This window comes from Pseudarthrobacter sp. CC12 (assembly GCF_039907755.1).
Classification (GTDB): Bacteria; Actinomycetota; Actinomycetes; order Actinomycetales; family Micrococcaceae; genus Arthrobacter; species Arthrobacter niigatensis.
The window spans coordinates 1-25411 of the sequence record NZ_JARDJH010000034.1 but is presented as its reverse complement, the minus strand read 5'-3'; the positions used below and the strand labels follow the sequence as shown (position 1 = coordinate 25411).

Sequence of the window (25411 nt, the reverse complement as noted above, 5' to 3'; positions counted from 1 at the left end):
CGAGCAGGGCAGGTGGAACGTCCCGCCCCGCAGGCCGCGTGGGGAGCAGGAGCCCTTCCTGTCCCATTCAATGAAGAAGGTGGACACCGTCATGACCCAAACCCCAACGGACAGCCGCACGGAAAACGAAGGCACCGCCGTCGAAGCAGGCTCCAAGGCAACCGAACGCTTCGCCGCATCAGGCAAGCTCGCCCAGGTGGATGTATCCAAGGAACGGGTAAGCCTGCTGGCCGGCGCGCTGATCAAGGCCGCCAACGACATCGTCGTCGAACACCAGGTCACCTACGAGGAATACAACGCCCTCAAAGCCTGGCTGATCAAGGTGGGCACGGACGGTGAATGGCCGCTGTTCCTCGACGTCTGGCTGGAACACACCGTTGAGGACGTTAACTCCCAGGACCGCCCCGGCACCGTGGGCACCATCGAGGGTCCCTACTACGTTCCCGGTTCCCCGGAACTCCAGACGCCCGCCACCGTGGAAATGCGCGACGACGAGGAGGGCACCCCGCTGCGGTTCACCGGCCAGTTCACCGACACCGAGGGCAACCCGATCCAGGGTGCCCAGGTGGAAATCTGGCATGCGGACGCCGCCGGTTTCTACTCCCAGTACGCCCCGGGCATGCCCGAGTGGCTCTTCCGCGCCACCGTCAAGGCCGCCGACGACGGCCGGTTCGAAATCAACACCATGCGTCCGGCGCCCTACCAGATCCCCACGGACGGGGCCTGCGGGCAGCTGATCAGCGCCGCGGGCTGGCACGCCTGGCGTCCCGCGCACATCCACATCAAGGTGTCCGCACCAGGCTACGAGCCGGTCACCCAGCAGCTCTACTTCCCCGGCGATCCCCACAATGCTGACGACATCGCCTCGGCCGTGAAGCCCGAACTGATGCTGGACCCCCGCCCCCGTACCGACGGAAAGGGCGAGGAAGTAGTTTATGGCTACGTCCTGGCCAAGCAGGGCCAGAAGAAGTAGCACGCAAACTGGGAGATACCCCCACGCGGAGGCGCTCCGGAGCTGATGCTTCGGAGCGCCTCCGGTTTTTCCGCCCCAGCCAGGAGCCCCGATGAGCCACCCCCGCCAACATCCGACCGCAAGCTCTGTTGAGCCGGCCCCGCCGGCGCCGGAACCCCTGCTGGAGCGGCCGGGGGTCCGGCCCGCAGGCCCGCGGCGGATTCTTCGCGACCTGGGTCTGTCCTATGTCTCCAACGGGGCCATCGGGCTCATTTTCGCGGCGTCCGGACCCATCGCCGTCACCCTGGCCGTCGGAACAGCGGGCGGCCTGACCCAGGGCCAGCTGTCGTCCTGGGTTTTTGGCATCCTGTTTTCCGGCGGGGCGGCCACGCTGCTGATGTCCCTCATTTACCGGCAGCCCCTGGGTTTCGCCTGGTCCATCCCCGGCACGGTGCTCCTTGGACCTTCGCTTCAGCACCTGGCCTTCGCCGAAGTCGTCGGGGCCTTCTTCACCTCCGGCGTGCTGATCCTCGCCCTGGGCGCCACCGGCGTGGTGCGCAAAGCAATGGCGCTGGTGCCCATGCCGCTCGTGATGGCCATGGTCGCCGCGGTGTTCCTGAAATTCGGCACAGACATCGTTGCCTCCACCCAGGACAATCCGGCCGTGGCTGCACCGATGGTGGCCGCCTTCCTGGTCCTCACCGCAGTTCCCAGGCTTGGCAGGTACCTGCCGCCGGTCCTGGGCACCCTGGTGGCAGGCTGCGTCGCCGTGGCGGCCAGCGTGCAGTTCAACCTCCCGCCCGGCGGACCGCTCCTGGCCACCCCGGTCTTTACCGCCCCTGCATTCACATGGGCTTCCCAGCTTGAGCTGGTGGTTCCCCTGGCCCTCACCGTGCTGTTTGTCCAGAACGGCCAGGGCATCGCCGTCCTCCGCGCCGCCGGCCACCGTCCGCCGGTGAATGCCTTCGCCATCGCGTCCGGCGCCTTTTCGGTGCTGAACGCCGGTTTCGGCGCCGTTTCGGCCTGCGTGACAGGTCCCACCAACGCCCTGTTGACGTCGTCCGGGAAGAGGGAGCGCCAATACACGGCGGCCGTGGCGTACGGCCTACTGGCCCTGGTGTTCGCAGCGTTTGCCCCCACGCTGACCCGGCTGATGCTGGCCGCGCCCAAGGAGTTCGTCCTGGCGCTGGGTGGCATCGCGATGCTGCGGGCCCTTCAGCAGGCCTTCGTGACGGCGTTCGCCACCAGCTTCACCCTGGGTTCGCTGGTGACGTTCGTGGTGACCATCTCCGGCATGAACCTCTTCAACATCCATGCAGCGTTCTGGGGCCTGGTGATTGGCTACGGGGTGTCCCGCCTGCTGGAGCGCGCCGACCACGCCCAGCCCTGATACCGTGCTGACCGCCCGCTGGCCGGACCCCGGAAGTGCGCGCACGGCCCGTCAGGCAATAGTCTGGCCAGATGGGGACCAATGCCGTGACTTCCGGCGAACAAGTGGACAGGCAGGCCCGCATCCTCGAAGCGGCAATGGACCTGCTGTCCCGCCACGGGATTTCCGGCGTGAGCATGCGCGCCGTCGCACGCGAGGCCGGCGTGGCGCTGGGCCTGGTCAACTACTACTACGACGACAAGACCACCCTGATCCGTGCTGCCCTGCGCCGCGTGGATGAGCATGACCTTTTACTCGTCGCCCCGGACCCGTCGGTGGCCCCGGATGAACAGCTGCGCCGGGCGCTCCGGCGCGTTGCCGGAGCTGACCTGCTGACCACGCGCTACCTGTCCCTGCGCCTGCACCTGTGGGCCCTTGCCCAGGCGGACGAGGACTACGCGCAGATCAACGCCGCCGCCTTCGACCGGTACATCGACGGGCTCGCGGCCCTGGTGTCCAGCGCCAGGCCAGGGCTGGCCTGGGAGGCCTGCAGGGAGCGCGCCTCGGACATTGTGGTCATCCAGAACGGGATGTGGTTGACCGCGCTGCTGGGCGTGGACACGGCCTCCATCCAGCGGAGCATCGCACGCACGGAGCAGATCGCGTTCGCACCGGTTCCGGACGAAATCGCCGGCGGCCAGGTTCCCTTCCGGCCCTGAAACACCCGCTCCAGGGGCAACAGTAGCGGCGCAAGAAGCATTGAACAAGTGTTCAAGAAATCTATTGAACACTCGTTCAACTTGCACTACTGTCCTTCCTATGACTTACGCCACACAGGCCCAGGAAGCCGTCCCGAGCACCGAAATCAAGCCTGCCTCCTCCCTGTTCATCAACGGCAAATGGGAGCCAGCGGCGTCCGGCGCCGTCCGTGAAATCCGCAACCCCGCAGTCGGCGAGCTGGTGGCCACCGTCTCGGAGGCGGGCCGGGAGGACGCCGAACGCGCCATCGCGGCCGCCCGCGCCGCCTTCGACTCCGGCGTCTGGTCCAGCGTCCCGGCACCGGAGCGGGGCGCCTTCCTCCTGAAGGTCGCCGCCGGACTGCGGGAGCGGCGCGAAAAGTTCGCCCGCGCCGAGTCCCTGGACACCGGCAAGCGGATGGTGGAAAGCCGCATCGACATGGATGACATCGCCGCCTGCTTCGAGTACTTCGGCAGGCTCGCCGGGCAGCAGGCGGGCCGGGTGGTGGACGCCGGGGACGCCGCCGTCGTCAGCAGGATCGTCTACGAACCCGTGGGCGTCTGCGGTCTCATCACGCCGTGGAACTATCCCCTGCTCCAGGCGGCGTGGAAGATCGCGCCTGCGCTGGCCGCCGGCTGCACCTTCGTCCTCAAGCCCTCCGAACTGACGCCCTCCACCAGCATCCTGGCCATGCAGCTGCTGCAGGACCTCGGCCTGCCGGACGGGGTGGCCAACCTCGTCACCGGTGCCGGCGCCCAGGCGGGCGCCCCGCTCTCGGAACACCCCGACGTCGACCTTGTCTCCTTCACCGGCGGCCTGGAAACCGGCAAGCGCATCGCCGCGGCCGCCGCCGCCACCGTCAAGAAGGTGGCACTGGAGCTCGGCGGCAAGAACCCCAACGTGGTGTTCGCCGACGCGGACTTTGACGCCGCCGTCGACAACGCCTTGAACGGCGCGTTCGTCCACTCCGGGCAGGTCTGCTCCGCCGGCGCCCGGCTGCTGGTGGAGGAATCCATCGCCGAACGCTTCGTGGACGAACTGGTCCGCCGCGCAGAGGGCATCCGGCTGGGCGGGCCTTTCGACGACGACGCCGAAACCGGCCCGCTCATCTCCGCAGCGCACCGCGACAAGGTCCACACCTACGTCCAGCGCGGCATCAAGGAGGGCGCGCGGCTCCGCACCGGCGGCGCGGCACCTTCCGGGGAGAAGTACGACGGCGGGTTCTACTACCAGCCGACCATCCTGGACCAGGTGCAGCGCGGCATGTCCGTGGTCACCGACGAGGCGTTCGGCCCCGTGGTGACGGTGGAAACCTTCCGCACGGAGGACGAGGCCGTGGCCACCGCGAACGACACCATCTACGGCCTGGCCGGCGCGGTGTGGACCCAGGACGCCGGCAAGGCGCAGCGCGTGGCGTCCCGGCTGCGGCACGGCACCATCTGGATCAACGACTACCACCCCTACCTCCCCCAGGCCGAGTGGGGCGGCTTCGGCCAGTCCGGCGTCGGCCGCGAGCTGGGCCCCACGGGCCTGGCCGAGTACCAGGAAGCCAAGCACATCTACCAGAACACCAGCCCACAGGTCACCGGCTGGTTTGCTGACCACGGCAAGGAGAACTAGATGCACTACGACAACATCGAGGACGTGACCGAACGCGGGTTCGACTACGTCGTCATCGGCGGCGGGTCCGCGGGGGCGGCGGTGGCCGCACGGCTGAGCGAGGACCCGGACGTCACCGTGGCCCTCGTCGAGGCGGGCCCGGACGACCGCAATATCCCCGAGATCCTGCAGCTGGACCGCTGGATGGAGCTGCTGGAATCCGGCTACGACTGGGACTACCCCATCGAGCCGCAGGAGAACGGCAACTCCTTCATGCGCCACGCCCGCGCCAAGGTGATGGGCGGCTGCTCCAGCCACAACTCCTGCATCGCCTTTTGGGCACCGCGCGAGGACCTGGACGAATGGGAGTCCAAGTACGGCGCCACCGGCTGGAACGCCGCCAACGCCTGGCCGCTGTACCAGCGGCTGGAAACCAATGAAGATGCCGGCCCCGATGCAACGCACCACGGCGACTCCGGCCCCGTGCACCTGATGAACGTGCCCCCGGCGGATCCTGCCGGCGTCGCACTTCTGGACGCCTGCGAGCAGGCGGGCATTCCCCGCGCGAAGTTCAACACCGGCACCACCGTGGTCAACGGCGCCAACTTCTTCCAGATCAACCGCCGCGCGGACGGCACCCGCTCCTCCAGCTCTGTCTCCTACATCCACCCCATCATCGACCGGCCCAACTTCACCCTGCTGACCGGCCTGCGCGCCCGCCAGCTCGTGTTCGACGCGGACAAGCGCTGTACCGGCGTGGACGTGGTGGACGGCGCGTTCGGCCGGACCCACCGTCTCACCGCACACCGGGAAGTCGTCGTATCCACCGGCGCCATCGACTCCCCCAAGCTGCTGATGCTCTCCGGCATCGGCCCGGCGGTGCACCTGGCCCAGCACGGCATCGAGGTGCTGGTGGACTCCCCCGGCGTGGGCGAAAACCTGCAGGACCACCCGGAAGGCGTGGTGCAGTTCGAGGCCAGGCAGCCCATGGTGCAGACCTCCACCCAGTGGTGGGAGATCGGTATCTTCACGCCCGCCGAGGACGGCCTGGACCGCCCCGACCTGATGATGCACTACGGCTCCGTCCCGTTCGACATGAACACGCTGCGCCACGGCTACCCCACCACGGAGAACGGCTTCAGCCTCACCCCCAACGTCACCCACGCCCGCTCCCGCGGGACGGTCCGGCTGCGCAGCCGCGACTTCCGCGACAAGCCGATGGTCGATCCGCGCTACTTCACCGATCCGGAGGGCCATGATATGCGCGTCATGGTGGCCGGCATCCGCAAGGCCCGCGAGATCGCCGCCCAGCCCGCCATGGCGGAATGGACCGGCCGGGAGCTCTCGCCGGGCGTCGAGGCGCAGACGGACGAGGAACTGCAGGACTACATCCGCAAGACCCACAACACCGTCTACCACCCCGTGGGCACCGTCCGCATGGGAGCGGCCGACGACGACATGTCGCCGCTGGACCCCGAGCTGCGGGTCAAGGGCGTCACCGGCCTCCGGGTGGCCGATGCGTCCGTCATGCCTGAACACGTCACCGTCAATCCCAACATCACCGTCATGATGATCGGCGAGCGCTGTGCTGACCTGATCAAGGCGGACTACGCCGGCACCGACGCCCCGGAAGAGAAGGAGCTCACCACGTCCCTCGCCTGAGCGGCGGGTCATCAAGGGGGCCGCATTCCCCAACAATGGCGGCCCCCGCAGAACGTTATTCCGCCGCACCCCAGGGCGGCCGTACCCATCGTGCTTTTCTGATCTAGGAGTCCATATTGGAACCCAGCAAGAGTATTGATTCAAGCGGCATGGACGAATTCGGCTACACCCAGACGCTGGATCGAAGCATCGGCAAGTTTGCCAGCTTCGCCGCCGGTGTCAGCTACATCTCCATCCTCACCGGTGTTTTCCAACTGTTCTACTTTGGCTTTTCCATGGCCGGCCCGGCGTACGCCTGGTCCTGGCCTATCGTGTTCGTTGGCCAGCTGATGGTGGCCCTCTGTTTCGCCGAGCTGGCCGGCCGCTACCCGGTTGCGGGCTCGGTCTACAACTGGGCCAAGCGGCTGTCTTCAGGAACCTCATCCTGGCTGGCCGGCTGGCTGCTGCTGCTGTCCTCCATCATGGCCCTGGGCTCCGTGGCCTTGGCCCTGCAGATCACCCTCCCGCAGCTGTGGTCCGGCTTCCAGTTCGTCGGTGACGGCACGGGCCCCTATGACTTCGCGATGAACGGGGTGGTCCTGGCCACCATCATGATCACCATCTCCACCCTCATCAACGCGTTCGGCGTGAAGCTGATGACCCGGATCAACAGCATCGGCGTCTTCGTGGAGCTCATCGCGGCCGTGCTGCTGATCCTCGCGCTCGGCTGGCACGTGGTCCGCGGGCCGGAGGTCTTCTTCCAGACCAACGGCTTCGGCGAGGGCAAGGACCTGGGCTTCTTCGGCGTCTTCCTGATCGGCGCCATGGCCTCCGGCTACGTCATGTACGGCTTCGACACCGCCAGCTCCCTGGGCGAGGAAACCAAGGATCCCAAGAAGACCGCACCCAAGGCCATCCTGCGGGCTGTTACGGCATCGTTCCTGCTGGGCGGCGGGATCCTGCTGTTCGGCATCCTGGCCGCACCGGACCTCACGGACCCGCAGATCGGCTCACCCGACGGCGGCCTGCAGCACATCGTGCTCTCCGTCCTGGGCGGCCCCTTCGGCAAGGCCTTCCTGGCCTGCATCGTGGTGGCCGTGGTGGTCTGCACCCTGGCCGTCCACGCCGCCGCCATCCGGATGATGTTCGCCATGGCCCGTGACAACAACCTGCCCTTCAGCCGGCAGCTGGGCAAAGTGGACCCGGTCCGCCGGACCCCCACGGTGGCAGCGATCGTCATCGGCGTCCTGGCCGTGATCCCGCTGCTGGTCAACGTGATGCAGCCGGCCATCTTCACCATCCTGTCCAGCATCAGCATCGTGCTGATCTACCTGTCCTACCTCCTGGTCACGGTTCCCCTGCTCCGCAAACGGTTCCTGAAGAAGTGGCCGCTGGTCGCGGACGGTTCCGAGCCCGGGTTCAGCATGGGCAAATGGGGGCTTCCCGTGAACATCCTGGCCGTCCTGTGGGGCGCCGCCATGACGATAAACCTGGTCTGGCCCCGCCCGGAGATCTACAACTCGGTGCCACCGTTCGAGTGGTACCTGCAGTGGGGCGGCGTCTTCTTCGTTGCCGCCGTGGTGATTGGCGGAACCCTGCTGTACCGCCTGAAGATCCGCCACCAGACCGGGGTGCTGGCCGAGCACGCTGCCGCAGTGGCCGCCCATCCGTCGTCCAATGACCCGCGGTACGACGCGCCGGAGGAAGCGGTGCCGGCCAACGCGGTCATGGCAACCGAAGGCTAGCAGCGCCGCAGCAGAAAGGTCGACGGCGGCACTCACCGGAGTGCCGCCGTCGGCCGTTTGACGTTAGTGGCGCCTGGACAGGGTCAGGGCCCGCGTCACACAACGGAACGGCCATCCGCTCCGGACCGCCAACGCCCTACCCTTGACAGGTGACATTGACTAAACTCCGCACCGCGTCAGCGGGCTCCCTCGCCGCAGCCGGCCTCCTGCTTACCCTCGCCGCCTGTTCAACGCCGGCCGCCACCCAGCCAAGCTCCTCCGCACCCGCGTCAGCGGCTTCGTCGAGCGCCAGCGCCGCTTCAACCTCCGCCGGCCCCTGCGCCGGCGTGAAGGTCATCGTCGATTCGGGCGCCCTGAAGCAGTCCGCCGCCGACAGCTCCACCTGCGTGTCCGTGGACGGACCCACCGTGGCATCGGACGTGCTGGGCAAAGCCAACGTGAAGATCCAGGGCACCGCCAAGTACCCCACGAGCTTCGCGTGCCGCGTCAACGGCGTGCCCGCTGCGGACTTCGACATCAAGCACAAGGGCGGCACTACCCGCGAAGCGTGCGATGACACCAACACAGTCTCTTACTGGGCCCTCTGGGTGAAGCCCGCCGACGGCACGTGGGCCTACGCGCAGGAAGGCCTCGACAGCCTCAAGCTCAGCCCCGGCGAGAGCCTTGAACTGCTCTACACCGTGGACAACGAACCGGCAGCACCCGCGTCATGACCTTCCGGCCCGCGCCGTTGCGCGCAGCAGCGGTTCTCGCTGCTGTGTTCATCGCGGCGCGGGTCGCCTACCGGGTCCTTTTCAACGGGACAGGTACCGGCAGCCCGGTCCTGCTGGACCTGCCGCCGCTGCGGCTTCCGGCTCCGTACGCCCATGTGGTGTTCCTGGGCCCGGTCACCGGTCCGGGGCTGTGGGCAGCGGTGCTGTCCGCATTGCCCATCGCCGCGACCATTCTCGCGTTCGGCCTGCTCAACGCCTGGGTGGATGTGTCCCGGGGCTTTGTCCGCCTTGCCCGCGGCGGCCCCCTGCAGGGCGTGGCGCGGATGCTGGTGGTGGCGTGGGCGGCGCTCCCGGCGCTGGCCGACGCGGTGGCCTCGGTTCGGTTGGCCTTCCGGTTGCGGGGCGAACGCTTTGGCCCACGCGCCCTGGTGCCAGTGCTCGAACGGACCCTGGAGCACGCAGGCCGTATTGCCGCGGCGCTGGAGCTTCGCGGGTTCGGCAGCCGGGCATCCCGCCAAGGACATCACGACGACGGCGTGCCGCTTCTGGTGCGCGGTGCACAGTTCCGCATCGCTGACACACGCATCAGGGTTGATTCGTTTGCGCCGCCGGCTGGGTCCGTCACGGTGATCACCGGGCCCACCGGTTCCGGTAAGTCCACCATCCTGCGCGGCCTCGCGGGCCTCCTTTCGCACGTGGACGGCGGCGGGCTGTCCGGCACCGTACGGATTGCCGGGAGGGACCGTGCCTCCGCTCCCCCGCGCGACACCGCGGGTTTAGTGGGCGTCGTCCTCCAAAACCCGCGCGCAGCCTTCGCCACCAGCCGGGTCCGGGATGACATCGCCCTGGCGCTCGAGCTCCGGGGCGTGCCGTCGGCCGCCGCGAAGGCCCGGGTCCTGGCGGTGGCGGAACGGATCGGCGTCGCCTCGCTGCTGGACCGGGACGTCAGCACCCTCTCGGCAGGTGAGGCAACGCTCGTGGCCATCGCGGCCGCCGTCGTGGACCATCCCAGGCTGCTGCTGGTGGACGAGCCGCTGGCCGACCTCGACGCCACGGCGCGCAGCCGAGTCATCGCCGTACTCAGCACCCTGGCCCGCGAAGACGGCGTATGCGTCATCTTGGCCGAGCACCGGGCCGGAGCGCTGGTGCCGGTGGCGGATTCCTGGTGGACCATCGAGGACGGCGCCCTGGTGCCGGGCACCGCGCCCGCCCCCTCCGCTCCTGCCCATGCCCGGCCCGTTGTCTTCCCCGCCCACAGCCACGACCCCGTGCTGACGGCAACCCACCTCGAGGTGCACCGGAAGGGGACGCCGCTGGTCCGCGACGCTTCCGTGGCCCTGCACCGCGGCGAGATCGTGGCGCTGGTGGGGCCGAACGGGGCCGGGAAGTCTTCCCTGCTGGTGGCGCTGGCCCTCCCTGAAGCCAAAGGCGCGGTGGAAACGTCCGACGGCGGCCGGGTCGCCCTGGTGCCGGACGCCTCCGATGACCTTTTCACCCGGGATACCGTGGCGGGCGAGCTGCGGGCGGCGGAACGGCGGCTGGCGCGCAAAAAACACGGCGCGGCGGTTGCTGCCGGTGCCGCGGCGGCCCGCGTTGCCCGGCTTCGGGGAGACGTTCATATTCCGGTCGGGAACGGGCATCCGCGGGACCTCTCCGCCGGCGAACGCAGGATCCTGGCCATCGCCCTGCAGACCATGGACAGCCCCGGGGTGCTGCTGATTGACGAGCCCACCCGCGGACTCGATCCGGCCGCACGCGCAGCGGTGACGAACGCCCTGCGCACGGCGGCAGAGGACGGCGCGGCGGTCCTGATCGCCACGCACGACCTCGACTTCGCGCACGGCCTGGGTGCCCGCATCCTGCCGATGCGTGACGGCGTGGCACCATCCCTGGAACCTGTCGCTGCCCCGGAACCGTATGTCCCGGCACCCCCTCCCGCTTTTGCCGGAGCCCAGGCTGGGGCGTCCCCCGCTGAACAGGAAGATGTACCGGGCGCCACGAGTCCACACCGGGTCCGGATGCCGAGGGGCGCTGAACTCGCGGTCCTCGCCGTCGCCAACCTGCTCGCCCTCGCCGCGTTCTGCTGGCCGTTGCTTGCCGCGGCCCTCCCCCAGGACGCTGCCGCCGCAACCCCTTACGCGGCGCTGGCCATTGCACCCGTGGCCGCGGTCGCCGTCGTGCTTTCCCTGGACGGGTCGGTGCGTTCGGCACACACGGTGGCGCTGCTGGGCGTGCTGGCTGCCGTCGGTTCGGCGGTGCGGGTGGCGAGCACCGGCGTCGGCGGCGTGGAAGCGGTCTTCATCCTGCTGATCCTGGCGGGGCGTGCATTCGGTGCCAGGTTCGGCCTGCTCCTCGGGGCCGCCACGATTGCCATCTCCAGTGCGCTGTGGGGCGGGATCGGACCGTGGACGCCGTTCCAGGTCTTTGCCTGCGCGTGGGTGGGTGCGGGAGCCGGGTTGCTGCCCCGCCGGGTGCGCGGCAAGGCGGAGTTGTGGATGCTGGCCGCCTACGGCGTGGTGGCGTCCTACGTGTTCGGGCTGCTGCTGAACCTGTGGTTCTGGCCCTTCGCCGTGGGCGCCGGCACAGGCATTTCCTACGTTCCGGGCGCGCCGCTGGGCACCAACCTCAGCAGCTTCCTGCTGTACTCGCTGCTGACCTCGACGGCGGGCTGGGACACCCTGCGCGCCGTCACCACGGTGATCGGCATCGCGGTGGTGGGCCGGGCGGTGCTCGCCTCACTGCGGCGGGTGAAGCCGGTGTCCGGTGCGGGCGGGGCTGCCGGGGCGGACGGCCAGGCCGCCAGTGTGCCGTCACCGCTGGTGCGGGACCGGCGCCAGCTCACACCGTAACGCAGACAGGTTGCCTCCAGCCAACGAATTTGTGACACTGTTGTCCTCTGTTCCCCAGTGTTAGGCAATGTTTTGACGGGCATTTCAGGTTTCGCGACGCAATCCGCGCGCTGACACTTCCCTGATGCCCCAAGGGCCGGCAAGTTCAGCGCTTCACCCGCTGAAACCACCCGGAGCCCGATGCCGATCCACGGCTTTCTTTCCCCTGCACTGATTTCCTGCCCCGCAGCATACGCCTGCCCATGCCCCAGGCCGCCGTGGCCGCCCACCGCCACGCCCCGTCCGCCCTAGGACCCGCGTTCTACGGACCTGACCTTGGCGAACCGCGGCCCAGCCGCCCAACATCCTGTTTTGGGAGCACCATGCCTGCAACAAAAAATCCATCCATCGTCCTCACGGACGTGCATTTCCGGTGGCCGGACGGCTCGCCGGCTTTGTCCGGGATATCCGGGAGCTTCGGGCCCGGGAAAACCGGGCTCGTCGGAACGAATGGCTCCGGGAAGTCAACGCTGCTGCGACTCGTGGCGGGGACCCTCACACCGACGGCCGGCAGTATCACCACGGGAGCCGACGTCGGCTACCTTCCGCAGACCCTGACGCTGCACCACGATGCCACCCTGATGGAGCTGCTCGGGATCAAGGACAAAGTCCGTGCCCTGCGGGCTATCGAATCCGGTGACGCAGCGGTGGAGCACTTCGATGCGTTGGGCGACGACTGGGACATCGAGGCCCGTGCGGACGAGGCGCTGGAGGGGATCGGCCTGGCCGGCGTCGGGCTGGACCGGCGCGTGGGCGAACTGTCCGGCGGGGAAGCCATGCTGGCCGCCATCTCCGGGCTCCGGATCCGGCGCACCCCCATCACCTTGCTGGATGAACCGACGAACAACCTGGACCGCCGGGCACGCTCGGCGCTCGGACGCATACTGGCCGACTGGCCGGGCAGCCTGGTGGTGGTCAGCCACGACCTGGCACTGCTGGAACTCATGGACAGCACGGCCGAACTGTATGAGGGAGGGCTCACGGTGTTCGGCGGCCCCTACAGCGAGTGGCAGGCGTACCTGGACAGCCAGCAAGCCGCAGCCGCGCAGGCAACCCGTGCCGCTGAGCAACTGGTGAAGAAGGAAAAGCGGCAAAAGCAGGAGGCCGAATCGAAGCTCGCCCAACGGGCCAGGACGGGCCAGGCCAGCTACGACAATAAAAAGGGATCCAAGATCCTGATGAACCAGCGGGCCTCTGATGCCCAGGTCTCAGCCGGACGAATGCGTTCCGGCATGGACGCCAAAGTGCAGGCCGCGCAAGCGGCCCTGGACGCCGCCGCAGCGAGGGTGCGGGACCAGGAGCGGATATCCCTGAACCTTCCCGACCCGGACGTTCCGCGCGGCCGGCGGATCGCGGAACTGCGGGGCACCAACCGCTCCTTTGTGGTGCAGGGCCCGGAGAAGGTGGCCATCATCGGACCCAACGGTGCCGGCAAGACCACACTGCTGGAACGCTTGATGGGCGGTGTCCCGTGCATCGAGGGCGAAGCCGGTGGAAGCCTGCTGACGGACCGCGCCGGCTATCTGCGTCAACGGCTCGACGGGCTGCGGGAAGAGGCAACAAGCCTCGAAAACGTACAGGACGCCGCGCCGGACGTGCCTGCGGGTGATATCCGCAACCAGCTGGCCCGGTTCCTCCTCCGCGGCGACAGCGTGAACCGGCCGGTGCACACGCTCTCGGGCGGTGAGCGGTTCAGGGTTTCCCTGGCCCGGCTGCTTTTCGCCGACCCGCCGCCTCAAGTCCTGATCCTGGATGAGCCAACCAACAATCTGGACATCCGGAGCGTTGACCAGCTGGTGGAGTCGCTCGGGGCCTACGGCGGCGCCGTCATCGTGGTCAGCCACGATGACGCCTTCCTGGACCGGTTGGACCTGGACTTCATCCTCGGCATGGGACGCGATGGGTCGCTGACCGAACTGGCCTCGCTGCCTGGCGCGGAATGACAGGAGGCCGGGGCCGGCAGCGCGGTCCCCAGGGCCACAGCCAAACTCACACCTTGAAGTACTTGGCCTCCGGGTGGTGGAACACGAACGCGTCGGTGGACTGTTCGGGGTGCAGCATCAGCTCGTCGCTCAGGACCACGCCCATCCGCTCGGGCTTCAGCAGCTCGGTGACCTTGCGGCGGTCCTCCATGTCAGGGCAGGCGGGGTAGCCCAGCGAGAACCGGGCACCGCGGTAGTCCAGCTTGAAGTACCCTGCCGTGTCCTTGGGCTCCTCGGCGGCGAAGCCGAGCTCCTTGCGGATGCGGGCGTGCCAGAACTCGGCCAGCGCCTCGGTGAGCTGCATGACCAGGCCGTTGAGTTCGTAGTAGTCGCGATACTGGTTTGCCGCGAACATCTTGGACGTGAACTCTTCGATCCTGGAGCCGGCGGTGACCAGCTGGACCGGCAGCACGTCGATCTGGCCGGACTCGCGGGACTTCACGAAGTCGGCGAGGCACAGGTGCCGGTCGCGGCGCTGCCGTGGGAAGTCGAACCGCAGGCGGTCGCTGCCGATCGGGCCGCCTGAACCACCGTCCGGGGCAAGCAGACCTGCCTGGCCCAGGACGCCGTCGGGATCCTCTCCGTGGTGCAGCACCACCACCTGCTCACCCTCCGAGACCACGGGGAAGTAGCCGTAGGCGACGGACGCATCGAGCATGCCTTCGCCCAGGATGCGGTCCAGCCAGTAGCGCAGGCGCGGCCGGCCCTCGCGTTCCACGAGTTCCTCGTAGGAGGCGCCGTCCTCGCCGCGGCCGGGCTTGAGGCCCCACTGGCCCATGAAGGTGGCACGCTCGTCGAGGAACGCGGAGTAGTCGTGGAGCGAGACGCCGCGGACGATCCTGGTGCCCCAGAACGGCGGCACGGGGACGGGGTTGTCGGTGGCGACGTCGGAGCGGCCGGGCATGGCCTCCGGCTCGGTGATGGTGAACTTCGCCCCGCCCTTGTGGATGCGCTTCTTCAACGGCGGCAGGCCGACGTCGTCCGGTGATTCACCGCGGGCCACGCGGACCAGTGGTTCCATGAGGGACAGGCCCTCGAAGGCGTCCTTGGCGTAGCGGACCACGCCGTCGAACTGCTCCGCCAGGTCCTGCTCCACGTAGGCGCGGGTGAGTGCCGCGCCGCCCAGGATGACCGGCCATTTCTTGGCCAGGCCGCGGGACTGCAGCTCGGCGAGGTTTTCCTTCATCACCACGGTGGACTTGACCAGCAGGCCGGACATGCCGATCACGTCGGCGTTGTGCTGCTCGGCTGCGGCGATGATCTCGGCGATGCCCTGCTTGATGCCGATGTTGATGACCTTGTAGCCGTTGTTGGTGAGGATGATGTCCACCAGGTTCTTGCCGATGTCGTGCACGTCGCCGCGCACGGTGGCGATCACCATGGTCCCCTTGCCGGAGGAGTCCGACTTCTCCATGTGCGGTTCGAGCAGCGCGACGGCGTTCTTCATCACCTCGGCGGACTGCAGCACGAACGGCAGCTGCATTTCGCCGGCGCCGAAGCGTTCGCCCACCACCTTCATGCCCTCGAGCAGGTGGTCGTTGATGATGCCCAGCGGGGTCATGCCTTCGCTGCGGGCCAGGTCCAGGTCTGCTTCGAGGCCCTTGCCTTCGCCGTCGATGATGCGCCGTTCCAGCCGCGCGCCGGTGGGCAGGGCCGCGAGTTCGGCGGCGCGCTGGTCCTTGAGCGCTGCGGTGTCGACGCCGGCAAACATGTCCAGCATTATGGCCAGGGGGTCGTAGGTGGTGTTGCCGTCGGCGTCGTATTCGCGGCGGTCCCAGACGAGGTCCAGGGCCACCTTGCGCTGCTCATCGGGGAGGGAGGCGAGCGGGACGATCTTGGCGGCGTCGATGATGCCGCTGGTCAGGCCGGCCTGGACGGCCTCGTGCAGGAACACGGAGTTCAGGACGATGCGCGCGGCGGGGTTCAGGCCGAAGGAGACGTTGGAGACGCCGAGGGTGGTGTTGATGCCGGGGTATTTGGCGGTGATCTGGCGGATGGCCTCGATGGTTTCGATGCCGTCGCGGCGGGTTTCCTCCTGGCCGGTGGCGACGGGGAAGGTGAGGCAGTCGACGATGATGTCCTCGACCCGCATGCCCCAGTCGCCCACCAGGGCGTCGACGAGGCGGGAGGCGATGGCCACCTTGCCTTCGGTGGTGCGGGCCTGGCCTTCTTCGTTGATGGTCAGGGCGATGACGGCGGTGCCGTGTTCCTTGACCAGGGGCATGATGCGGGCGAAGCGGCTGTTGGGGCCGTCGCCGTCCTCGTAGTTGACGGAGTTGACCACGGGGCGGCCGCCGATGAGTTCCAGGCCGGCCTGCAGGACGGGCGGTTCGGTGGAGTCGATGACCAGCGGGAGGGTGGAGGCGGACGCGAAGCGGGAGACGATTTCCTTGACGTCCGCGACGCCGTCGCGGCCCACGTAGTCGACGCAGACGTCCAGCAGGTGTGCGCCGACGCGGATCTGTTCGCGGGCGATGTCCACGCAGTCGTCCCAGCGCTCCTCGAGCATGGCCTGGCGGAAGGCCTTGGAGCCGTTGGCGTTGGTGCGCTCACCGATGGCCAGGTACGCGGACTCCTGGTCGAAGTTCACGTGCTGGTAGAGGGAGGCGACGCCGGCCTCGCGCTCTTCTGGGATCCTTGCGGGTGCGTTGTTTGCCTTGGTCTCCACGGCTTTGCTGCGGAAGGGCGCAAGACGTTCGACGACGGCGGCCATGTGCTCCGGCGTCGTACCGCAACAGCCGCCCACCAGGCCCAGGCCGAATTCGCGGACGAATTGTTCGTGCGCGGTGGCGAGTTCGGTGGGGGTCAGCGGGTAGTGCGCGCCGTTGGCGCCGAGAATGGGCAGGCCGGCGTTGGGCATGCAGGCGATGGCCACGGAGGACTGCTTGGCGAGGTGGCGGAGGTGCTCGCTCATCTCGTCCGGGCCGGTGGCGCAGTTCAGGCCGATGGCGTCGACGCCGAGTGGTTCCAGGGCGGTGAGGGCGGCGCCGATTTCGGAGCCCATAAGCATGGTTCCGGTGGTTTCGACCGTCACCTCGACGAAGATGGGGAGGCGGACTCCCTTGGAGACGATGGCATGCTTGCAGCCGTTGACCGCGGCCTTAGTCTGCAGGAGGTCCTGGCTGGTTTCGATGAGGAAGGCGTCCGCGCCGCCGTCGATGAGGCCCTCTGCCTGGAGGGCAAAGGTCTGCTTGAGGTAGTCGTAGCTGGTGTGGCCTAGGCTGGGGAGCTTGGTGCCGGGGCCCATGGAGCCGAGGACCCAGCGCATGCGGCCGTCTGTTTCTTCTGCCGCTTCGGCGCGTTCGCGGGCGATCTCGGCACCCTTCCGGGCGAGTTCCTCGATGCGGTCATCGATGCCGTAGTCGGAGAGGTTGGACCAGTTGGCGCCGAAGGTGTTGGTTTCGACAGCGTCGATGCCTGTGGCGAAGTAGGCGTCGTGGATGTCGGCGAGGACATCGGGCCGCGTGTCATTGAGGATCTCGTTGCAGCCTTCGAGGCCCAGGAAGTCCTTCTCGAGCGAGAGGTCCCGGCCCTGCAGCATCGTGCCCATGGCGCCGTCGGCAATGACCACACTGTGGTTCACGGCGTCCAAGAGCTCCTGCGAACGGGCAGGGCGGGGCACGGACTCAATATCAAGCGCAAAACGAGGCATCTAAACAGGTTACGTGTGGAGGCTGAAACGTTGCGCTGTGTGTCCGTGTACTACGGCGGCGGATAGTGCGTTGGCGAGAGCTTCAAGAGCATCACCATTCATGATCGTCCACCGAAGACGACTTGCGGCACAGGTCTCGGGCAAAGCCCAACACCGCGCCCACGTAGATGTTCGTCCTGCCCCTCAAGGGTGGAAACAGCTACGGCCCTGATATCCGCCGTTCCGCTACCCCGCGTGCCATTCGGCAAGTTATGCGAAGCGGTCTACTGTGAGTTTGAGCCAAGTACACAATAGTGAGCAAGGGAGTGGCACGTTGATCATCTCAGAGGAGCCAACAGGAGAGACTTTAGATCCGGAAAGCGTGCAACTTGTTCCGAATCAAGGTGAAGATGAGAGTGATTTCGAAGGTTCCCAACTGGGCTTTAAGGCTTCGATAGGCGGCAAAGACTGGACAGTTGAGACCCTCGTTTCGCAGATGCGCAAGGGCCGAATTGATTTAGACCCATCTTTTCAGCGCCGGAATGCATGGCTTGCAAATCGGAAGAGCAAGCTTATTGAGTCGATCATGCTGGGATTTCCTGTTCCTCAGATTGTACTTGCCGAGAAGCATGATTCTCCCGGACATTATTTTGTGTTGGACGGCAAGCAGCGCCTGCTTGCATTGCGGCAGTTCTTTGCCGACCCGGCGAACCCGAAGGACGTAGGCTTTACTCCGCTTAAACTTACAGGGCTGGAAGTTCTTACGAACCTCAACCGCAAGGATGCAGACCAGCTTGAACAAACTGAACCGGCGTTGTTTGCCGCGGTCGAAAATCACAGTATACGGACTGTCGTTTTAGGCAACTGGAACTCGGAGCGCCTTCTACTTTCACTCTTCCTGCGCCTGAATACAGGAAGTGTCGCGCTCTCTCCCCAAGAGCTTCGACAGGCACTGATACATGGCCAGTTTATCAACTGGCTCGATTCGCAATCTGGCGACCTCCCCGCTCTCCGCGAGTTACTTAATAACGCTCACCCGGATCGACGGATGGTGGACGCAGAACTGCTGCTACGCCACCTGTCTTTCTCAAACTCTCCAATCAAGTATCGAGGCAACCTCAAGGATTTCCTGGATGATACTTCTCGTCATTTCAACAAGGACTGGCGACACTTCCACCCCGTAGTGAGCGAATCCCTTGAAGAGTTTGAACGCGCTTTAGTAACCGGACGCAATATCTTAGGGGTAGACGTTTTCTGCCGCAAATGGTCACCTGGGCTAGACGATCCAAAGGATGGCAAATTTGAACGCGCCTTGAACCGCGCTATCTTTGACATACAGGTCTACTCGTTTAGTCACGAACACGTTCGGCGAGCGGTTGCAGATAAGGGGGACCAGTTAATCCTAGAATTTCAATACGAATGTGAAAATAACGAGACTTTCGTCAGGTCAATCACCGCCACGACAAAGACAGCGGAGGCGTTCATCACCCGACATAGGACGTGGATGAAGATCGTTAAGCGGGTCACTAACGCAGAGTATCCTCTCCCGGAACCACTCCGGCGGGCCTAGTCATGCTGCTAACTGAGCAGTTGAAGAATCTTGACAAGGCACTTCTTGGAAGTGTGACTACTCAATTTCCAGCCCCGCTGACCGCCGCTGAACAGGCTCTTACTCATGGGTACTTAGTGCTAGCTCACGCCGTCTTGGAAGAGCACCTCGAAAAGATCTTTGAGGAGCACTTTGATCGCTTGGTTAGCTGGCTGGTGTCCGACCTCGTTCCGCGTGAAACAGCACTTCTTGCATACGCTGTTAAAGAATGGCTACCCGCCTCTCTAAACATCGGCTACAAGCAGCGCGACCTTCACCAATTTTTTGCTAAGCCAGCACGCAATGAATTTATCAAGCTTCTAGGAAAGAATAATGGTCTCAAGTTGGAAAATGTTGCTGCACTGGCAAAACTTGTTGGACTAGACTGGAAGTCTTTCGAAGACGCCCTGAACGCTGAGCTGTCAGATTTGACGACACTAGGCTCCAAGCGAGGAGCGGCGGGTCATTTGTCACCGTACACAAGCAAAGTTACCGAACTAACTGAAAACGATTATCCCGAGGACGTTCGAACGTGGGTAGATGCTGGCGAGAGGGCGATTGAAAGAATTCGATTGTACCTGTCGGAGATACTTCTGAAGCAGCAACCACCTTCCCTCATATCCGATTGGGATGGCAATTGACCTCTACTTCTTGTGAACAGTCGATATAGCTAACTTTCTTTGAATTAGAACGATGCGACTAACGCGCGCCTGCGCCTCGCGAAACTTGGACTCTTGGAGGGCTGGAATCGTGACGATACTGCCATGTACCTGGACCGGGGAACGCGCCTTGGGGGTTGTGTTTCAATAGGTCTTGACCAAGCCAGCGTTTGAAATAGGGGGAACAGGCGTGCCAGACGTCGTCGGCAACCACTACATGCTTTTGAACGTGGCGCGCCGTGCCGGGACGTTCTCCATTGTCCGCAAGGGAGTTGACGATCGCGACGGAACCTTCGTTGCGGTCAAGCTCCTGTCAGGACAGTCAGACGACGTGACCCGGAAGGTGTTCAGCAACGAGGCGAAAACACTGACGAGCCTGACGCACCCCAACATCGTGCGCTGCCGCTGGGCGGGAACAGACGATACCGACACCTACGTTCTCGTCCTCGATTGGGTTGAGCGCAACCTTAGCGACGTACTGAAGACCTCCGGCCCTTGGGAGTCCTGGGACCGCCTCGCAGATGACATCGCATTGCCGCTCATCGATGCCCTGGCATATACGCATCTCAAACAGATAGAACACCGGGACATCAAACCCCAAAACGTCCTAGTCTCCGATGCGGGAGTTCCGCTCCTGGCAGACTTCGGAATTGCCAAGCTTAGGAGTGAAGAGCCCACGACTCTTCAAACCGTCGCCGATTGGCACTCTAAGCCGTACGCTCCGCCCGAACTCAACGCAGACGTCCGCTACGTGCGCGATGTCTACTCGATGGGCGTCCTTCTCATTCAGTGCATGACGAACGATCAGTTGAAAGACCTGGCAAGCGTAGAGCGAGCGCTGGATTCCATCCCCGTCCCGCCTGATGTTAGACGCCTGCTGGGATCCTGCATCGCTACTCAGCCAGACGATCGGCCGAAAAATGCCAGCGACCTACTAGGCGCACTTAAGGCAATCCAACAGCGGCGCCAGATACACCAACAGATCACCCGAAACCCCGTTTGGCTACGTCTAACGAAGTCGGCAATCAGGTCGCTTGGAGGCGCCGACGACGCCCGACAGGAGGCCATAGGCAAAGTCCAAGCGGACCTCTCCGGGGACGTCTACGCGTCTTTTTTCCATGACCAGGTGTCGGGTCAACCCCAGCGAGATAGCATCAGGGTCGATGGTTCCGCTTGGAGCTTTACCCTGAAAACGGATGAGATTGGCGCTGTGGTCATCAAAGCCACAGAACTCGACTTCGAGCGACTCGAAAATCATAGGCGACGGGCAGTTCTACTGCCGCAGGTGTTTGACTGGATGTTCGCGCAGCCAGCCAACCCAGTTCTCGCACGGGCGGGGGTAGCAACACTGGTCGACACCATTGACACGTTTTATGAGGCCAAAGACCAGGCGGAGCATGCCGTTCAGGAAGAGCGCGACGGCGATGAGCTCTTTGACACGTGGCGCAGGATCCTGAACGCCCGCGAGGAACTTGCCAGAGGAGAGAAGAAGCCGCTCCCTTACAAGAAGGTCCAAGCTAGTGGACGCGAGGCCACCTTCACACTGGATTCGGCAGTCGATCACGACCTCGTCGGCACGGAGTGGCGCGTAAGAGATCAGATGACCGACCGCAGGTTCGGCTGGGGCGAGGTCATCGACCACGAGGTAGATCGGGTCGTCATCCTGAGCGGGCGTCGTTGGGAGGGTCTGCCCGACCGTGCCGTTCTTGACCCCCACCTCGGCCCAGATGAGGCAGCACTAAACCGTCAGCGCCGAGCTGTCGATGATGTTCAGCGGGACAAGTCAGCCCGCCCGGACCTGCGGGAACTACTCCTCAATCCCGGTCGCAACACCGAACCTCAAGCAGTCCCAATTTCCAAGTGGAATCGGGAGCTTGATGATAGTAAGCGCGAAGCGATTGAAACCGCTTTAGGGGCACCCGATATTTTCGTCGTTCAAGGCCCGCCAGGAACAGGCAAGACCAGCTTCATTGCCGAACTCGTGGAGCAGACTCTAAACGCAAATTCGGAAGCAAGGGTATTGATCGCTTCCCAAACCAACGTTGCTGTGGACAACGCTCTGCAACGTCTTTCCGATGCAGGACAGGCGAACATGGTAAGGCTGGCAAGCGCCGACCGGAACCGGGTTGACGAGTCAGTGCGCCACCTCCTCCTTGACTCGCAAATGAAGCGCTGGGCCCGCGAAGTTCGCAAGAACGCTGAGGGCTACTTGGGGGCGCAGGCGACCGAAGCGGGACTCGCCCCATCGCACCTTCGTGCAGCGCTGGCCCTTCAGCAACTCTCGGCCACTTTGGCCCAACTCAACTACCTGCAGACCGTTCGGCCTGACGATGACGACGAACAGCGGTCCGAGCTAGCGACTTCACTGGTTGAACCCACATCGTCGACATCCGTTCAGGAGAAGGTTGATGCTTTGGCGGACCTTCGCGACGAGCTGCTCGCAGAGGCTCAGTTGGAGTTGGGAAGTGACTTGACTCTGTTGGCCGACATGAGTGTACGCGATGCGCTTAACGCTGTAGAAGTACTCATTGGCGAGAGCGTCGATGCACAGCAGCTGCTCACTCGGTTGCAACTGCAGGGCGAGTGGTTACAGCGGATCTCGTCCGACTCCGGGCTAGCTGACGCATTCCTCGATCAGACGAGTGTCATTGCGGGAACCTGCATTGGCTATCTAAGGCACCCAGCGGTACGCGACCTCAATATCGACCTATGCATCGTGGACGAGGCGTCGCGGGCAACCCTCACCGAAGCGTTGGTGCCCGTCTCCCGAGCCAAGCGATGGGTAGTCGTTGGGGATACGAACCAGTTGCCTCCCGTAGATGAGGACATACTGCGAAACAAGGATCTGATGAACGACCACCAGTTCCTTCCCGACGACATTAAGCAGACACTCTTCCAGAGGCTAACGGACCGCCTGCCGGAGCACTCGCAGGTCATGCTAAACCAGCAGTACCGGATGATCCGCCCGATTGGGGATATGATCTCAACCTGTTTCTACGATGAGAAATTGCGATCGCCGAACGACGGAGGCCTTGAAGGCTACCTCCTCGGATATGGCAGGCCCGTCTTGTGGCTCGATACCTCCGCATATGGTGACGACCGACGTGAGGCCGCTCCACACGGCAAGGGTCAGAGCTTCGCAAACCGTGCGGAGGCCCGCATCGTGATTGACCGGTTGAAGGTGCTTAATGGCTCCATCGACAAGAAAGTCGTGAAGCTTCCTAAAGACAACGGCCAGCTCGACGTCCTTATCATCGCTCCATACGTCGCCCAAGTTGCTGACCTCAATCAGCAGCTAGCTCCCCTACGAGACCGGCTCAGGCATCTCTCCATCACTGTGATGAGTGTGGATGCAGTTCAAGGGCGTGAGTCAGACGTGGCTATCTTTTCCGTGACGCGAAGCAACGCAAAGGCCGAACTCGGCTTCATCGGAGCCGAGTACTGGAGGCGCATCAACGTCGCGCTCTCACGGGCCCGCTTCGGCCTCACGATCGTGGGTGACGCTGGATTTGTTCGGGGTACGACCGGCGCGTTGAAGAAAGTGCTGACATACATTGATAGTCATCCGGACGACTGCGAGCTTAGGACGGCTGAGCGATGAGGCTGGCTTCAGGTGACATGCTTCGGCGGCGGTTCGGCGATCACCGCCCTGGCCTCCAGTTGGTCAGCATTGTCGATGCCGCCCTGCCGGTTACAATTTTGCGTATCGATGTTCTCGCGCAGGAGCGCAAGTCATTTCCGCTCCTCGAGGAATTCATTCTGCGATTTGTACACGCAGGTGTCCGCGAGATCGATGAGATCGCAGGCCTGCTCGGGCTACGGCGCGAACAGGTAGTGACAACAGTTGCCGACCAAATAAGTTCGAACAACCTCACTCGGGCGTGGAATGGGCAATTGCGTCTGACTGCGCTAGGTCATGAGTCCGCTCGCACGTTGGCAGCTGTGCAGCCCGTTCTTACCCAGCTTAATGTGCCCTTTGATCGGCTCATTTGGAATGCGCAGGACTATGCGCGCTCTAGCTTGATTAAGAAGCGGGAAGCCCAAGAAGCCGGCTTAGAGATCCTGCCCGCTAAGAAAACATCGCGTGTCGACCTCAGTGATCTCCCTGTGGAACGCTTCAATGAGCTTGTCGAGTCGCGCGACGACCGGACACGGCAGGTCGAAGTGCTGCGCGTCCGTAAGATCGCGTCGCAGAACCTTCACCTTTACATGCCTGCCCAGTTGCTCGTCTATGGCAACCCGGACACGGGAGAGGTAGAGCTCGGCATGTGTATCGACGGTGATCTTCAGCCGGCCCACGGGCTCGAACTTGCGGCCGCTGACGCAGTTGTGAAGCTCGGCATCTCGGTTTCTCGTCCTGAGCCAAGACCTACGCTTACGCCCGAGCTCGAGGAGCAGCGCGTGGCAAGTGAGCAGGTTGAGATTATCAGGATGGCAGGTGAACGAGTTGCCAAGAACGAAGAAAGCCCGGCCGACATGCCGTTGCGCGTCGAGGACATCGCAGTGCGCAGCGTCGACGTCCATGAGCACCCGCAGCTGCTAAGCAACGCGCTTAACAGCGCGAAGAAGCGACTGTTGATCATCGCTCCATGGGTGAAGGGCGGAGTAGTCAACACTGACTTCGTCGCAGCCCTTGAGCGGCGGCTCCGGGCTGGAGTTGAAGTCCATATAGGACACGGATATGGCCCTGACGATAGCGGCTCCGACGACTTCGCGCTTCGTCGCCTCAGCAATCTGGCTGCTCGTTACGACAAGTTGCGGGTCGTTCGTCTCCAGAACACGCACGCCAAAATCCTGATCTCCGATGACTTATGGATCACCACGAGCTTCAATTGGCTTTCCTTCAAAGGTGATCCAAACCGGACCTACCGCATGGAGGAGGGGACGCTCGTCCAGATACAGAGCGAAGTCGACAAGGCCTTTAAGCGTTACATCACCATACTGGACTCGGATGGAGCGGACCCGCGAGGGCGGACCTGACTCATGCGATCCTCAGCAGTGAGAAAGCCTAGCTAACGACGGCGAAGGTACCGGTAACATCCCGCTTGTTGCGCTTCTCCTTAGAATTGGTGCGTTCGATTCAATCCAACGGCCGCTGCCACGAGAAAATACAGACTGCAAGCTGGGTGATTGTCGCTGCACTCAAACCTCCGCCACAGGAGCCGCGAACTGGGCCTCGTACAGCCGCGCGTAAGCCCCGCCGGCGGCGAGTAGTGACGCGTGCGTCCCCTGCTCCACGATCTGCCCGGCCTCCATCACCAAGATGAGATCGGCGTCGCGGATCGTGGACAGGCGGTGGGCGATGACAAAAGAAGTCCGGTCGCTTCGCAAAGCACTCATCGCCTTCTGCACCAGCACCTCAGTCCGGGTATCCACGGAAGACGTCGCCTCATCCAGGATCAAAACCGACGGCCGGGCCAGGAAGGCCCGGGCAATCGTCAGCAGCTGCTTCTCCCCCGCGGACACGTTAGCGCCCCTCAGATTCATCCAGCAGCTCGAACACCCGCTCCGCCGACGCCACCCCGGACTGCAGCACGTTCGCCATGGACCCCAGCTGCGCCAGCGGCATGGTGAACTGACGCGAGTACTGGATGAACGCCTGCACATCGCCCAGCTGCATCGCCCCGGACGCCACCTGCAGCCCGCCCACCACCGCGATCCCCACGTACACCAGGTTCCCGATGAACGTCATGATCAGCCCGGAAATGAACTGCGCCCCGAAACTCGCTACTGCCCCAGGAGGGGCAATGACTCGTTCATCTCGCAGCCCACAGTTCAGTCTGATGCCGCAGGTCAGGACGGCATCAAAGGCCTAAACGGGAGGCTTGCTGGCAGATAGCTTTTGTTGGAACTGCTGGTCTGGGTAGTTGGTACTGGGGTTCCGGGAAATTGGTACCGGCCCTTCG

General features: G+C 64.6%; 14 protein-coding genes and 1 pseudogene. 13 read left to right on the top strand and 2 right to left on the bottom strand.

Annotation, left to right across the window (positions count from 1 at the left end):
• Positions 1-91: 91 nt before the first annotated feature.
• From catA to PV772_RS18630, 9 genes are all read left to right on the top strand, one after another.
• Complete coding sequence (gene catA, locus PV772_RS18670) at positions 92-973, top strand: catechol 1,2-dioxygenase (protein ID WP_347887127.1); 882 nt, start codon at positions 92-94, stop codon at positions 971-973.
• 91 nt (positions 974-1064) lie between these two features.
• On the top strand, positions 1065-2342 hold the full coding sequence (locus PV772_RS18665; protein WP_347887126.1) for a benzoate/H(+) symporter BenE family transporter: 1278 nt from the start codon (positions 1065-1067) through the stop codon (positions 2340-2342).
• A 71-nt stretch (positions 2343-2413) separates the two neighbouring features.
• The gene (locus PV772_RS18660) at positions 2414-3040 is read left to right on the top strand and encodes a TetR/AcrR family transcriptional regulator (protein ID WP_347887125.1); all 627 of its coding nucleotides are present in this window, start codon (positions 2414-2416) and stop codon (positions 3038-3040) included.
• 100 nt (positions 3041-3140) lie between these two features.
• The gene (locus PV772_RS18655) at positions 3141-4679 is read left to right on the top strand and encodes an aldehyde dehydrogenase family protein (protein WP_347887124.1); all 1539 of its coding nucleotides are present in this window, start codon (positions 3141-3143) and stop codon (positions 4677-4679) included.
• Positions 4680-6320, top strand: a complete 1641-nt coding sequence (locus tag PV772_RS18650; RefSeq protein WP_347887123.1) for a GMC oxidoreductase — start codon at positions 4680-4682, stop codon at positions 6318-6320.
• A gap of 149 nt (positions 6321-6469) precedes the next feature.
• Positions 6470-8044 carry an APC family permease gene (locus PV772_RS18645; protein ID WP_347887143.1) on the top strand — a complete coding sequence of 525 codons (1575 nt, stop codon included), beginning with the start codon at positions 6470-6472 and terminating at the stop codon, positions 8042-8044.
• Between the two features lie 149 nt (positions 8045-8193).
• On the top strand, positions 8194-8757 hold the full coding sequence (locus tag PV772_RS18640; protein WP_347887122.1) for a hypothetical protein: 564 nt from the start codon (positions 8194-8196) through the stop codon (positions 8755-8757).
• Complete coding sequence (locus PV772_RS18635; RefSeq protein ID WP_347887121.1) at positions 8754-11606, top strand: ATP-binding cassette domain-containing protein; 2853 nt, start codon at positions 8754-8756, stop codon at positions 11604-11606. Before PV772_RS18640 ends, PV772_RS18635 begins: the two co-directional genes overlap by 4 nt.
• Before the next feature lie 362 nt (positions 11607-11968).
• On the top strand, positions 11969-13588 hold the full coding sequence (locus PV772_RS18630) for an ABC-F family ATP-binding cassette domain-containing protein (RefSeq protein WP_307357866.1): 1620 nt from the start codon (positions 11969-11971) through the stop codon (positions 13586-13588).
• A gap of 46 nt (positions 13589-13634) precedes the next feature.
• On the opposite strand, the gene metH is transcribed toward PV772_RS18630, so the two are convergent.
• A complete protein-coding gene (metH, locus tag PV772_RS18625) occupies positions 13635-17279 on the bottom strand; it encodes a methionine synthase (protein ID WP_347887120.1) in 3645 nt (1214 codons plus the stop codon).
• Between the two features lie 313 nt (positions 17280-17592).
• Between metH and PV772_RS18620 the strand changes: the two genes are divergently transcribed.
• The 4 genes from PV772_RS18620 (at position 17593) to PV772_RS18605 (ending at position 24485) form a co-directional block, all read left to right on the top strand.
• The gene (locus tag PV772_RS18620) at positions 17593-18828 is read left to right on the top strand and encodes a DUF262 domain-containing protein (protein WP_347887119.1); all 1236 of its coding nucleotides are present in this window, start codon (positions 17593-17595) and stop codon (positions 18826-18828) included.
• 20 nt (positions 18829-18848) lie between these two features.
• Positions 18849-19487, top strand: a complete 639-nt coding sequence (locus tag PV772_RS18615; RefSeq protein WP_347887118.1) for a HEPN domain-containing protein — start codon at positions 18849-18851, stop codon at positions 19485-19487.
• A 208-nt stretch (positions 19488-19695) separates the two neighbouring features.
• Positions 19696-23106 (top strand): AAA domain-containing protein, encoded by a 3411-nt coding sequence (locus PV772_RS18610; protein ID WP_347887117.1) that lies wholly within the window; start codon positions 19696-19698, stop codon positions 23104-23106.
• Positions 23103-24485, top strand: coding sequence for a phospholipase D-like domain-containing protein (locus PV772_RS18605; RefSeq protein WP_347887116.1), 1383 nt, complete (start codon positions 23103-23105; stop codon positions 24483-24485). The genes PV772_RS18610 and PV772_RS18605 overlap by 4 nt, the downstream gene beginning before the upstream one ends.
• Before the next feature lie 162 nt (positions 24486-24647).
• On the opposite strand, the pseudogene PV772_RS18600 reads toward PV772_RS18605, so the two are convergent.
• Positions 24648-25233 (bottom strand): annotated as a pseudogene (locus tag PV772_RS18600) (ATP-binding cassette domain-containing protein); the annotation flags it as partial.
• Between the last annotated feature and the right edge of the window lie 178 nt (positions 25234-25411).

Excerpts from the sequence above, each read along its gene's own strand:
- catA (WP_347887127.1), top strand. The coding sequence starts at position 92 with ATGACCCAAACCCCAACGGACAGCCGCACGGAAAACGAAGGCACCGCC.
- PV772_RS18665 (WP_347887126.1), top strand. The coding sequence starts at position 1,065 with ATGAGCCACCCCCGCCAACATCCGACCGCAAGCTCTGTTGAGCCGGCC.
- PV772_RS18660 (WP_347887125.1), top strand. The coding sequence starts at position 2,414 with ATGGGGACCAATGCCGTGACTTCCGGCGAACAAGTGGACAGGCAGGCC.
- PV772_RS18655 (WP_347887124.1), top strand. The coding sequence starts at position 3,141 with ATGACTTACGCCACACAGGCCCAGGAAGCCGTCCCGAGCACCGAAATC.
- PV772_RS18650 (WP_347887123.1), top strand. The coding sequence starts at position 4,680 with ATGCACTACGACAACATCGAGGACGTGACCGAACGCGGGTTCGACTAC.
- PV772_RS18645 (WP_347887143.1), top strand. The coding sequence starts at position 6,470 with ATGGACGAATTCGGCTACACCCAGACGCTGGATCGAAGCATCGGCAAG.
- PV772_RS18635 (WP_347887121.1), top strand. The coding sequence starts at position 8,754 with ATGACCTTCCGGCCCGCGCCGTTGCGCGCAGCAGCGGTTCTCGCTGCT.
- PV772_RS18630 (WP_307357866.1), top strand. The coding sequence starts at position 11,969 with ATGCCTGCAACAAAAAATCCATCCATCGTCCTCACGGACGTGCATTTC.
- metH (WP_347887120.1), bottom strand. The coding sequence starts at position 17,279 with ATGCCTCGTTTTGCGCTTGATATTGAGTCCGTGCCCCGCCCTGCCCGT.
- PV772_RS18605 (WP_347887116.1), top strand. The coding sequence starts at position 23,103 with ATGAGGCTGGCTTCAGGTGACATGCTTCGGCGGCGGTTCGGCGATCAC.